Below are 12,220 nucleotides of genomic sequence, written 5' to 3' on the forward strand. Positions count from 1 at the left end.
AATTAGTATTATGCTGATATACTGCTTGGTTCTTTATAACCAGGCTTTTTTTATAATTAATTTCTGTTTCATAGGAGAATGGCTATGTTAGATAAAAGAGGCGAGAATAAGTAGATGTTAATATTAGGATAATAATGTAAAATATTCATAGATGCCTTATACGAGGAGAATTCTATTTATGGATAAAGACGATAAATATTTAGCAAGAATGGTATTTTAGAATAAGATATATTCTAGTGATAGTCAAAATTTTGAGGAAGAAACGGTTTAGGTGCATCCTTGAATTAAAATGTTACTTGTGAAGGATTGTACCTAAATTCCCATGAAAATAAAAACTGAAAAAAGGCATACATAAATAGACCCAGTAAAACCAGTTTTTAAAAAAAGGTTGAGCCTCTTGAAAGAGCAATATAAGGTTGGATGGCAAACCGAGTTTGAAAGACTACCTTTCACTTAAAAATAAAATTAGTATAAACACAAAATTTGATTGATAATTTTTGTATATTTGTGATGATATAATAGAAATATATCAAAAGTTTTTCAGGGGGGAGCCCATGTCCAGACCAAATTATGACCTTTTTCAGCCTTCGCTTAAAGATGGCTGGAACGAAACAAAATCGTATGATATCAACTTCTTTTTTCTGGTTGCCTTTTTCGGTGGCCCGATCCCAATGATGGTACTTGGCACAAGGAATACGAAGTGGCTGAATGTACCGAAGTTGAAAACTTATTTGTTGCTAGCTACCAGTGTCCTTGTGCTGCTGACGGATGTCGTTATTTTTTACATGTATGTAGATGGCGCTTTTGCTGAAGGAAATCGTATGCCTCGTTATTCGATGCAGTTTCTTTCCATCCTTTTGTTCCTCCTTTACAAATATGTTCTGAACAAGCCATTTCAGCAACATTTGCTTACAAATGGCGAAATTAAGCCTTTATTTAAGCCAGCACTCCTTTGGATTATCCTTGGGGGCATCATCCAGATTGCGATATTTGTGATGACATTTACCCTTGCTGGTGGTAGTGGGGAGTGATAAGTATATGACAATCCATGCAAAAGAAAACGATGCTACTGTTATCCAGCATTATTTTAATATAGGCAGATATGAAGCGGCTGCTCCTATAATTGAAAACCTGCTAGGACAGGATCCTGAAAACGCTACGGCATTGTTTCAAATGGCAGTAGTAGAAATGTCTCGGGAGGACTTTTCTGAGGCGAGGGAATTCTGCCGGGAAGCGTTGAGATTTGGATATAATGAAGTCAACGGATATCACTTTATCGGATCGACCTTTCAACATGAAGGTAATTATGTAGAAGCAGAGGAAGCCTTTTTGGCTGCTCTTGAAAAATCCCCGCTGGATGGCGAATTGATGGCTTCCTACGGACATTTGATGCTTCAAGCCGGCCATGATAAAAAAGCACTTGCTCTGCTGGAACAAGCTAGAGAGCTCGAACCTTACAGTCCCAGAGTCAATCAGTTTATACTGGATTTTTATTTTGCAAAAGCCGATTCGAAAAAGCAACAGAAATACATCCGGAATGTAATGGAGACTTCAGCTGATGAGGTGCAAAACCTGACAAACGTTGCCTTGTTCCATGCGTTAAAAGGGGAAGTGAAGGAAGCGAGGGAATGTTACAGGCAAGCTTTCCTGGTTAATCCAGAGGATCAAAATATTGTTGCTTTGCTGGGACAATATGATTCTTTAACCCACCCCTTGTTTGCCCCTCACCGCCTCGTTGATAAAATCGGCGGGCCGGCAATGGTTTGGATTGCCTTTATGGTGATTGCATTGCTGCTAAAAGCTTTTGAGCTTTACATCCCGCTTATACTCTTTGCCGGGATATATATATTGTTTGCCATATATACGTGGACTGCACCTTTGCTTTATAAATGGTTTGTGAAAGGTAGGCTTTAAATGGATAAAATAATGATTTACAGGTCGATTTTGGAGCGGGAAACGGACAATCACGAGGTCTGGTTTTTGCTCGGAGAGGAATATCTTAAAAGCGGTCAGTTTTCGGAAGCGCTGCACTCCTTTTCGCTAGCGCTAAAGGAGGATGATACAAATCTTAAAGCGATGGTTCTTTCTGCACTAAAAGGTTGCGATTATCCTAAAGAGACAGCAATTGAATCTGTTAAACCAAACGGAAGCCCAGTAGACCATGATGTGTTAACTCCTTCTCATACAAAAGAAAATACAAAAGGCTTTAAAGTAATTCAGGGGCAAAAACAGAGTAATGTAGTTTCCCTGGAAAATCGTATCCAGAAGAAAGTTACTTTTGACGAGGTTGGCGGTCTTGGTGATTTAAAGAAAACAATCGAGATGAAAATTATTAAGCCATTCATGAACCCCGGGCTTTTTGCCAAGTTTCGGAAGAAGGCTGGCGGCGGAATTCTGTTGTACGGACCCCCAGGGTGCGGGAAGACTTTTATTGCCAAGGCAACAGCCGGAGAATGCCGGGCCAATTTTTATCCAATCCATATTTCGGAGATTTTAGACCCATATATTGGAGTAAGTGAGCAGAATCTCCATGATGCGTTCGAAACGGCACGAGGCAACGCCCCTGCTGTTTTGTTTTTCGATGAATTGGATGCTCTTGGATTCAGCCGCTCGAAGTCCCGTTCCGATGTGATGCGTCCATTGGTAGATACGATGCTGAATGAGCTCCAGAGTGTTGAATCAACAAATGAAAAATTGCTTATTATCGGGGCTACAAATATGCCATGGGATGTGGATGATGCCTTTAAGCGCCCTGGCAGGTTTGACAAGCTCGTCTTCGTTCCGCCACCGGATCGGGAAGCAAGAATGGCGATTTTTGAATTAAAACTTCACGGCAGGCCGGTCGAAAACGGGATTGTTTATGAAGTGCTTGCTGATCGGACCCCACTCTATTCAGGTGCTGATATTGAAAATATTGTAGAAATAGCGGCTGAAAAGGTGCTAGCAGAGATTATGGAAGGTGGCAGTGAAAGGCTTATTACAATGGAAGATTTACTGGATGCGATCAGCGAGACGAAACCAACGACGATTGAATGGCTGTCCACCATTAAAAATTACATTAAGTATGCGAACCAAAGCGGCATTTACAGTGAAGCTGCCGCTTATATTAAGGGGAATTTGTAGAAGTCGGTCCCAGACCGGCTTTTTTTTGTAGAAATTTGCTTAACGTATGTTTTCTGCGTTTTGGTGGTAGGACCCCTAATATAAAATCAACGTTTGTAGCTTACTTTTAATCAAACTTTATTATAAAGAACAACAATCAATAACTTGAATAAAACATATAAGTAATTTATTATATAAGCAGATGCTTATATTTTTTTAATAGGAGGTATAAAAATGTTAAAATCAACGGTTGAAATAGAAAAAGCTGCTAATGTTTTAAAATTATTAGGCGATAAAACACGTTTGACCATAATAGGTATTTTAAAACAACGAGAGTGTTGTGTTTGTGAATTCCTTGAAGTATTTGATATGAGTCAGCCGTCAATCAGCCAGCATCTGCGTAAATTAAAGGATGCAGGGATGGTTAAGGAAGAACGAAGAGGACAGTGGATTTACTATTCCCTGAATCAACAAAGCGAGCTGTATGGACTATTACAGGATATTTTGGAGCATGTACCAGACCAGACAGATAAAATCAAAATGATTGAAAAAAGCAATCCTACTCTTCGTTGTGGATGTTAGCTTTACTTTAAATAGGAAGTGAGAAAATGAGTAATACAGAAAAGAAAAGTCTATCATTCCTGGATCGATACCTTACGATTTGGATTTTTCTTGCCATGGCAATAGGAATTGGAATAGGGTTTGTCTCTCCGGGATTTGTAGACAGTATGAACAGTTTGCAGGTAGGAACTACATTGATTCCACTTGCTATTGGCTTAATTCTAATGATGTATCCTCCATTAGCAAAAGTTCGATATGAGGAAATTGGGCGCGTTTTTAAAGATGTAAAAGTCTTGGTATTATCCCTTGTACAAAACTGGATTATTGGACCAATTCTTATGTTTTTATTAGCAATTATCTTTCTTCCTGATAAACCGGAGTATATGGTTGGTCTTATTATGATTGGCTTAGCTCGTTGTATTGCAATGGTCATTGTTTGGAATGATCTTGCTAAAGGAGATACGGAATATGCAGCTGGTTTAGTGGCATTTAATTCTATTTTCCAAATGTTATTCTTCTCCGTTTATGCTTATGTGTTTGTAACCATAATCCCAAAATGGATAGGAATCCAAGGGGCAGTTGTAAATATTACGATGATAGAAGTGGCTAAATCAGTTTTCATCTACCTTGGAATACCTTTTATAGCTGGAATGATGACACGGTTCACGTTGGTAAAAGCTAAAGGCAGACAATGGTATGAAAAAGTGTTTATTCCTAAGATAAGCCCAATTACATTGATTGCTTTACTATTTACAATTATCATTATGTTCTCTTTAAAAGGAGACGTTATTGTCAGCTTGCCATTAGATGTAGTTCGTGTAGCTATTCCATTATTATTTTACTTTGTATTAATGTTCTTTGTTTCTTTCTTCCTTGGAAGAAAAATTGGAGCGAACTACCCTGTTACTACTACGCTTGCATTTACAGCTGGAAGTAACAACTTTGAGTTAGCGATAGCTGTAGCTGTTGGTGTATTCGGTATCCATTCTGGTGCAGCCTTTGCAGCTGTTATTGGACCACTTGTTGAAGTACCTGTCATGATTGCGTTGGTCAATGTGGCATTATGGTTTAAAAGAAAATATTTTAAAGAGCATGCTGCTTAAAACAAATAAAAGGTGGAATTCAACATGGAAAACAAAAAAAGAATTTACTTCTTATGTACTGGAAACTCCTGCCGTAGCCAAATGGCTGAAGGATGGGCCAAGAAATACTTAGGTGATAAATGGGAAGTACGTAGTGCTGGTATTGAAACACACGGCTTGAACCCAAATGCTGTAAAAGCCATGAAAGAAACTGGCATTGAAATTTCAAACCAAACTTCCGATCTTATCGACCCAGAATATTTAAACAGCTCTGATTTAGTCGTTACTTTATGTGGGGACGCTGCTGACAAATGCCCGGTTACACCACCAAGTGTAAAACGAGTACATTGGGGATTTGATGATCCAGCAAAAGCTCAAGGAACAGACGAAGAAAAATGGGCATTCTTCCAACGTGTGCGTGATGAGATTGGAGATCGTATTAAGCGTTTTGCTGAAACTGGTGAGTAACAAAGAATTTAATAGCCAAGAGTAAAAATGCTCTTGGCATTATATTTGGTTTTTACATAAGTAGATACTTATATTTATTAGGGAGGCTGTGTTATGAGTAAAGTAGAAATCTTTGATCCTGCATTATGTTGTCCTACGGGTGTGTGTGGACCAAGTGTAGATCCTGAATTAACCAGAGTGGCAACTGCTATCTTTTTATTAGAGAAAAAAGGTTTTGATATTAAACGATATAACCTTGGAACTGAACCTGCCATATTTGTTGAGAATAAAGAAGTAAACAAAGTTCTTCATGAAAAAGGACCAGATTCCCTACCAGTAACTTTAGTTGAAAGCAAAATTGTCAAAATTGGTTCTTACCCTACCAATGAAGAACTTGCCGAATGGTTCGGTGTGAATGCCGAAGAACTGACTGTTAAACCTAAATCTGGTCTGAAAATTGACCTTAATTCATTGAAATAAGAAAGAAGTGAGAAGCATGTTTCAGTCTTTTGATACGAAATATGTAAGTAAAACAAAATTTTTGTTCTATACCGGAAAAGGTGGAGTAGGAAAAACATCTACTGCTTGTGCTACAGCTGTATCTTTAGCAGATGAAGGAAAAAAGGTGTTACTTGTTAGTACTGATCCTGCTTCAAACTTACAGGATGTATTAGAAATTGGTTTAACGAATACTCCATTGGCAATCCCAAATGTCCCAAATTTATTTGCTTGTAATCTTGATCCAGAAGAGGCAGCAAGAACTTATCGAGACAGAATTATTGGACCATATCGTGGCAAGCTTCCAGATGCAGTAGTTGCGACAATGGAAGAACAATTGTCTGGGGCATGTACTGTAGAAATCGCTGCTTTTGATGAATTTACAAATTTACTTGCAGACTCCTCTATTGTTGATACATATGAACATATCATTTTTGATACAGCACCAACTGGACATACACTCCGATTACTACAGTTGCCAACAGCATGGAGTGGATTTTTAGATGAAAGCACACATGGTGTCTCTTGCCTTGGACCTCTTTCTGGTTTGACTGAAAAGAAGCAGATTTATTCAGCAACAATGGCTGCTCTTTCTGATTCAACCACAACAACATTAATTCTAGTGGCAAGGCCTGATGAAACTTCTTTATTAGAAGCGAATCGTGCATCAAAAGAACTAAAAGAAATCGGTATCAAGAACCAAGCTTTGATTATTAATGGTTTAATGCAATCCTTTCTGCCTGGAGATAAAATTTCATCTTTGTTTTATCAACGACAACGGAATGCAATTAAGCAAATACCAAGTGATTTAAAACAAGTGGTTAGCTATTCATTGCCGTTTGTTTCATATTCCTTAACAGGTGTAAAAAACCTGCGTTATTTATTTAAACAATATACATTGCCTGCCACACAATCAGAGATTGAAAGGTCAACCATCACTCTACCAGGCTTAAATAAAGTGGTTAAGGACTTTTCAGTTAACAACACCAGAGTCATTTTTACGATGGGAAAGGGTGGAGTCGGGAAGACTACGTTGGCGTCTGCCATTGCAGTTGGGCTTGTAGAAAAGGGACATGAAGTTCACTTAACAACAACAGACCCCGCAGCACATTTAGAGTTTGTCTTTAAAGATAGTGAATTGAATGACAAATTAACCATCAGCCGTATTAATCCTAAAGAAGAAGTTGAGGCTTACAAGGCAGAGGTACTTTCCAAAGTAAGTAATGAACTCGATGAAGAAGCAATCGCGTATATTCAAGAAGATTTAAACTCACCTTGTACAGAAGAAATTGCCGTATTTCGTGCATTTGCAGAAGTAGTTGCAAGATCAGAAGATGAAATTGTTGTGATTGATACTGCACCAACAGGACACACATTACTCCTTTTAGATGCTGCTCAGTCATACCATAAAGAATTGGCTCGTTCAACAGGGGAGATACCAGAGAGTGTAAAAATGTTGCTTCCTCGATTAAGAAATCAAAAAGAAACTAGTGTTGTTATCGTAACATTAGCAGAAGCAACCCCAGTTTTAGAGGCTAGTCGATTACAGGATGATTTAAAACGTGCAGATATTGTTCCAAAATGGTGGGTAATAAACCAAAGTCTTTATGCTACAGAAACAAATGACCCCGTTTTGAAGGGTAGAGCGCTAGCTGAAATAGCATGGATTCAAAAGGTGACCAATGAATTAACCAATAAATGTGCAATTGTTCCTTTAATCAGTGAAGATAACACAAGATCTAAACAGTTAATAAAGATTATTGACTGACTTTTGGAGGGGAATCAGGGGCAGTTGGTACTTTATTGTCATTAGGTAAAGTTAAAACAATTGATGAAGCAGAAGAAATGGCTAATTCAATTTGCCCTAAAGCTAAAGTAAAACCAGAACTTAATTTCCTATTTCTTAAAAACGAAATGAATGAAGAAATTATTGATCCTTATTTGAGGTCACAGTAAAATTAATAAGTAAAATGTTTGAGGAGATGAACAAATGAATATCACAGATCAAGCTCGTGATGTATTGAAGCAGTTGCTCCAACAAAACGATGCCAAAAATATTCGTGTATATTTTGCAGGATTTGGCTGAGGAAAGCCACAAGTAGGACTGGCTCTGGATGAGCCGGATGAAAATGATAAAGTAGTTACCATTAACGAAATATTGGTAGCAATCGATACTAACATCGAGCCGTATACGGATAATCTTATTTTAGACTATAGCCAAGAAGCGAATGGGCTCGTTTTATTAGGAAATGAAAGCGACTGTTGTTAAAACAAAAATGCTATGAAAAAAGGGTCTCACAGTGAACTGCACCCAATTGTTAGTTGTGTCTAATAATTGGGGTGCAGATCACAAGTGTCAGACCCTTTTTTCGTGTATTTATGGAATTACATTCTTCCTAAATTCTTTAAGAACAGCAAGTGTCAGTGATTTTGGCATTTGTTGTTGTAGTATAAATCTCAACATTTTCATCCTTAGAATCCGTAGTACAACAAGTTGATGTATTTGAGTTATTCTCATCAACATCTGCCTTTGTGTAGAAAAACTCCCATTCGTTCCCATCAGGGTCCTGAATCCAAAATTTATCTTGGAGGGCATAACAACAAGTTGTATTGATTTCGTCGTATTGGGAGCGGATTCCGTTTTCCGCCAGTCTATTTTTATGAGATAAAACTTCTTCTGTACTTTCAACTTGGATTCCAAAATGGCCAACTTGATTTCCTTTTACTTCATCACGAAGATTAAGTGTGAAGTTTAACCCAGGTGTTTCAAGAAGAAACTTTGCATAATCAGACTTTACTTTAACGGGTTCAGCTCCAAATATTTTGCTGTAAAACTCGATGGATTTTCCCAAATTTGTTACGTTAAGACCAATATGTGCGTATTTCATTTTGGTTCCTCCTAATATCAATTTTTTGATTTTCTAACTGAAATTTAAGATGTAACTGATTATTTACAGCAACTATTTTTTTTGCTTTCCTGTGGTTTAGCTTTAACTTCTTCCTTTACTTCCTCTATTTTAACATCGCAGCAAGAACTTTCTTTTTTTCCAAATAGACTTTTTAAAATACTCATAGTTAAATCTCTCCTTTTTAAATAATGTAGAAAAGAAATCCGGATATTGTAGACATCGTAAATACCGAACCAACGAAAGCGAAAACAAGTTTCTTTTTGAAAATGCTATTCAATAACGTTAATTCAGGCAAACTTGCTCCTGCAGAGCTAATCATGAGCGCCATGACGGGACCTAAAGCCATGCCTTTGGCAATCATAATTTGCGAAATCGGAATCATGGTTGAAAGTCTAATATAAAGGGGAATGCCAATAATTGCAGCGATAGGAACAAGCCACCATTTATCACCCCCCATAAAAGTGGAAATCCAACTGGTTGGAACTACACCATGAATAAAAGCCCCTATAAATGCACCAATTAACAAATAAGGATAAACAGTCTTCATTAGTTGTTTGGTTTCAATTAATGCTGCCTTAAGGTTAAACTTCATATTTGGGTCATGGTAACCTGTTACCACAACATTTTTTAGCTGCCTTTCAAAGCCAAACTTTTCAAGAACAAACCCAATAATTACTGAAAGTATTGAGGTTATAACTGTATAGGTAGCAGCCACTTTAACTCCAAGTACAGCAGTCATCAATGTGATAATGGTTGGATCGAGAACAGGAGAAGCAAATAAGAAAATCATGACGATCCCAAATCGGACTCTTTTATTGAGCAGATTCACTACGACTGTATGGTTGAGCATGAACAAAATGGCGTAATAAAAGCAAATCCTAGAGCGACCAGTGAACTTACTAACGGATGACTCTTTTCCATTAGCTGCTCCATCTTTTCATATGGAATTAACCCTTGTAACAGGTTGATTAGAAAGGAGATTCCAATGAACAACAGGGTTAGTTCTAATGCAATTGAAACAAAACTACGAAATACTTCTGACCACATGATAATTCTCTCCTTTGATATTATTTGCAAAATGCAAGTATTATTTTTTATTAAAAGAGCAAGTATTTCTTGCTCAAAGTAATGGTTTACAACAAACGGTGGACTTTGCCATGGCTTCGTTTAGTAGTTTCACTGATTTTATCACCATATCTCGTTCAAACTCACTCATATTTGAAAAAACTTCGTTAAGATATTGGTTCATTTCGGCATCGATCTTCGCAGCAACATACTTTCCTTGCGTAGTTAGGGATAGTTGATATACGCGTCTATCTTCAGGAAGTGGCGTTTTCAAAACCAACTCTATTTTTATTAAAGTTTGTATCTGCCGGCTAAAAGTAGTTATATCCATCCCTAGCGTTTCTGCGACCTGTTGCATCGAAGGTTTGTCTCGGCGAAGTAGTTCATAAAGGATATGGCTTTGAACGAGGGATATCTCGGTTCCACCTACTTGACAACAGTTTTTATCTAAAAGACCAAATCGTCTTGTCATAACTTGGAACAATTCTCGAAGGTTTTCCATTTATTTTCACCTCTTATTTATTTATATACAAATTATTTGTAATTTGCAATCTTTTTTCTCCCTAAATTGAAAACTTATTTATATAATGGTTATAAAAACGTAATTTATATAAAGAAGGATTACCGAGGAAAGGGTGTCGGTTCATTATTATTAAAAGAGATAGAAAGTACTGCGCTTAAGAATCAGTATAATAAAGATGTCCTTTTCACATTTCCTTTCAATAAATTGGGGCAGGGACTTTACAGAAAAAATGGTTATAAATAAAGTGGGTGTATTCAGAAACCAAGGGAATATAATCTAAGTATTAAAACTAGGCAGCGAGTTGCGTCACTATACGAAAAGGTCAATGAAAATAACGGAAAACCTGATGCTGTACTGCTGATGCTCAATACTTTTTAATTTGGGAGCAGGGAGAACAAAAATCTTTTCATTCTATATTCTGGCTTTTTAAGAATAACGGAAGAAAATATTGAAAATGCTACTTAAATGGGAAGGATTGATCAATGTCAGGGGGGGCTACCTTGTACAGTCAGATAGCAAAAGCTATACCCAATTTATTTACGATTGGAAATTTATTGTGCGGTGTTCTTTCAATTACCTTTAATATGAGTGGCTTTTTGGAAGTAGCCTCCATTTTAATTTTCTTTTCGGCTATTTTAGATCTTTTTGACGGAAGGATCGCGAGAAAATTAAAAGTAAACAGTGAATTTGGTGTAGAATTGGACTCCTTAGCTGATATTGTTAGTTTCGGAGTTGCTCCTGCGCTTCTATTTCATTCGATTGCAGCACCATCGATTTTAACTTCTATGGCATTTATTCTTTTTCCAACAATGGGGGCATTAAGATTAGCTAAATTTAGTGTTAAACCAACCATTGGGTATTTTAAAGGATTACCTATTCCGGCTGCTGGATTACCTTTGGCTGGTATGGGATTATTTTCATATAGCAATGCATGGATTACCTTAATTCTCGCATTCTTAATGGTAAGTCCAATTAAGGTTAAAAAACTTTAACTTTAAGATTGAGTGTAAAAAAACTATTCCCTTTTTCGAAAAAGGAGAATAGTTTTTTTTTAACAGTCCTGTCCACTTCTCTTAATTAGAGTAGAGCCCAAACAAGACTACTTTCAGGTTATTTCTGTCATTAATCCTTAACAATTACCACCGTTTTGAACTTCTTTTACTTGTTAAAATAAAGATAATTAATTTAATACCAAATGGGGTGAACATACTGAAGAGATATACCGGCTTTGTCATAACTGGTGCCCTTATTATGGGTATTCTTACAGGCTGCGGTTCTAAAGAAGAGCTATCCTTAGATCCAAAACATAAAGAATTGCCTGATTATGTGCTAAATGCTTCTGAAAAGGTTCAGGAAACCTATGTTATGGCTGCTCAATACCCTGAAGCATTGGCATCTGTTCCTTGTTATTGCGGTTGTTATGCAGAAGATGGGCATAAAAGTAATCTAGATTGCTTTGTTGACAGTCTTGGACCTGACATGCAAGTTACTGAATGGGATTCAATGGGAATATCATGAGACATCTGTGTCGACATCGCCCGTGAGGCGACTGAAATGTATCAAGATGGAAAAGAGTTAAAAGAAATTAATAGGTTAATCACAAAGAAGTATGAATCATACGGAGAGCCAACACCAACTCCTGTACCAAAATAAAGGCAAAGAGAGCGACAATTCTTGCTAGGCATTAAATAGACCATGAATACTTTTTCTCCCTTATATTTTTGTTTATGCAAATCAAAAATGGACTGATGGTGAATGTAAGACTCACATCTGTTTCATGTATGATCAGGTATAGCAATATTAAGGGGAAAAGTGATCATGGGTCTATTTTTTTTGTCCAAATCTATTCGATGAAAAATTCTTTGATGGTTTAAATAAATTTTATATGCTAATTTTTCCTTATAGAGCTAAGAAAATATAATGCATTTTTATTAATAAAATATTGGAAATGGCAAACTATTTATGATATCCCTATAGTAGGAATGTATTTGAAAAAAGAGAAATCAAATCTATAAGATTTTATTATTAAGGCT

15 protein-coding genes and 1 pseudogene are annotated in these 12,220 nt (G+C 36.9%); 12 read left to right on the forward strand and 4 right to left on the reverse strand.

Annotated features, from left to right (window positions below; translation table 11 throughout):
• Nucleotides 1–554: 554 nt before the first annotated feature.
• The 9 genes from V7150_RS22545 to V7150_RS22585 all read left to right on the forward strand — a co-directional run bounded on the left by V7150_RS22545 (nucleotide 555) and on the right by V7150_RS22585 (nucleotide 7,646).
• Nucleotides 555–1,031 carry a hypothetical protein gene (locus tag V7150_RS22545; RefSeq protein ID WP_335522687.1) on the forward strand — a complete coding sequence of 159 codons (477 nt, stop codon included), beginning with the start codon at nucleotides 555–557 and terminating at the stop codon, nucleotides 1,029–1,031.
• A 7-nt stretch (nucleotides 1,032–1,038) separates the two neighbouring features.
• On the forward strand, nucleotides 1,039–1,914 hold the full coding sequence (locus V7150_RS22550; protein WP_335522689.1) for a tetratricopeptide repeat protein: 876 nt from the start codon (nucleotides 1,039–1,041) through the stop codon (nucleotides 1,912–1,914).
• Nucleotides 1,915–3,123 (forward strand): ATP-binding protein, encoded by a 1,209-nt coding sequence (locus V7150_RS22555; RefSeq protein ID WP_335522691.1) that lies wholly within the window; start codon nucleotides 1,915–1,917, stop codon nucleotides 3,121–3,123.
• 213 nt (nucleotides 3,124–3,336) lie between these two features.
• Complete coding sequence (locus tag V7150_RS22560) at nucleotides 3,337–3,684, forward strand: ArsR/SmtB family transcription factor (RefSeq protein WP_283920217.1); 348 nt, start codon at nucleotides 3,337–3,339, stop codon at nucleotides 3,682–3,684.
• Nucleotides 3,685–3,710: 26 nt separating this feature from the next.
• Complete coding sequence (arsB, locus tag V7150_RS22565; protein WP_335522693.1) at nucleotides 3,711–4,766, forward strand: ACR3 family arsenite efflux transporter; 1,056 nt, start codon at nucleotides 3,711–3,713, stop codon at nucleotides 4,764–4,766.
• Between the two features lie 24 nt (nucleotides 4,767–4,790).
• Nucleotides 4,791–5,213 (forward strand): arsenate reductase (thioredoxin), encoded by a 423-nt coding sequence (arsC, locus tag V7150_RS22570; protein WP_335522695.1) that lies wholly within the window; start codon nucleotides 4,791–4,793, stop codon nucleotides 5,211–5,213.
• Nucleotides 5,214–5,306: 93 nt separating this feature from the next.
• Nucleotides 5,307–5,672, forward strand: coding sequence for an arsenite efflux transporter metallochaperone ArsD (arsD, locus tag V7150_RS22575; RefSeq protein WP_335522697.1), 366 nt, complete (start codon nucleotides 5,307–5,309; stop codon nucleotides 5,670–5,672).
• A 16-nt stretch (nucleotides 5,673–5,688) separates the two neighbouring features.
• A complete protein-coding gene (arsA, locus tag V7150_RS22580) occupies nucleotides 5,689–7,458 on the forward strand; it encodes an arsenical pump-driving ATPase (RefSeq protein WP_335522699.1) in 1,770 nt (589 codons plus the stop codon).
• A gap of 35 nt (nucleotides 7,459–7,493) precedes the next feature.
• Nucleotides 7,494–7,646, forward strand: coding sequence for a hypothetical protein (locus V7150_RS22585; RefSeq protein ID WP_335522701.1), 153 nt, complete (start codon nucleotides 7,494–7,496; stop codon nucleotides 7,644–7,646).
• 449 nt (nucleotides 7,647–8,095) lie between these two features.
• On the opposite strand, the gene V7150_RS22590 is transcribed toward V7150_RS22585, so the two are convergent.
• From V7150_RS22590 to V7150_RS22605, 4 genes and pseudogenes are all read right to left on the reverse strand, one after another.
• On the reverse strand, nucleotides 8,096–8,578 hold the full coding sequence (locus V7150_RS22590) for an ArsI/CadI family heavy metal resistance metalloenzyme (RefSeq protein ID WP_335522703.1): 483 nt from the start codon (nucleotides 8,576–8,578) through the stop codon (nucleotides 8,096–8,098).
• 59 nt (nucleotides 8,579–8,637) lie between these two features.
• Nucleotides 8,638–8,763 carry a hypothetical protein gene (locus tag V7150_RS22595; protein ID WP_335522705.1) on the reverse strand — a complete coding sequence of 42 codons (126 nt, stop codon included), beginning with the start codon at nucleotides 8,761–8,763 and terminating at the stop codon, nucleotides 8,638–8,640.
• A gap of 17 nt (nucleotides 8,764–8,780) precedes the next feature.
• Nucleotides 8,781–9,646, reverse strand: a pseudogene (locus tag V7150_RS22600) (permease).
• A 73-nt stretch (nucleotides 9,647–9,719) separates the two neighbouring features.
• On the reverse strand, nucleotides 9,720–10,166 hold the full coding sequence (locus V7150_RS22605) for a MarR family winged helix-turn-helix transcriptional regulator (RefSeq protein ID WP_335522707.1): 447 nt from the start codon (nucleotides 10,164–10,166) through the stop codon (nucleotides 9,720–9,722).
• Nucleotides 10,167–10,232: 66 nt separating this feature from the next.
• On the opposite strand from V7150_RS22605, the gene V7150_RS22610 reads away from it, so the two are divergent.
• The 3 genes from V7150_RS22610 (at nucleotide 10,233) to V7150_RS22620 (ending at nucleotide 11,840) form a co-directional block, all read left to right on the forward strand.
• Nucleotides 10,233–10,430, forward strand: a complete 198-nt coding sequence (locus tag V7150_RS22610) for a GNAT family N-acetyltransferase (RefSeq protein ID WP_335522709.1) — start codon at nucleotides 10,233–10,235, stop codon at nucleotides 10,428–10,430.
• A gap of 239 nt (nucleotides 10,431–10,669) precedes the next feature.
• Nucleotides 10,670–11,179 (forward strand): CDP-diacylglycerol--serine O-phosphatidyltransferase, encoded by a 510-nt coding sequence (gene pssA, locus V7150_RS22615; protein WP_420490319.1) that lies wholly within the window; start codon nucleotides 10,670–10,672, stop codon nucleotides 11,177–11,179.
• Nucleotides 11,180–11,396: 217 nt separating this feature from the next.
• Nucleotides 11,397–11,840, forward strand: a complete 444-nt coding sequence (locus V7150_RS22620) for a PCYCGC motif-containing (lipo)protein (protein ID WP_420490320.1) — start codon at nucleotides 11,397–11,399, stop codon at nucleotides 11,838–11,840.
• Nucleotides 11,841–12,220: the final 380 nt, after the last annotated feature.

Source organism: Neobacillus drentensis (assembly GCF_036965245.1).
Classification (GTDB): Bacteria; Bacillota; Bacilli; order Bacillales; family Cytobacillaceae; genus Neobacillus; species Neobacillus drentensis_G.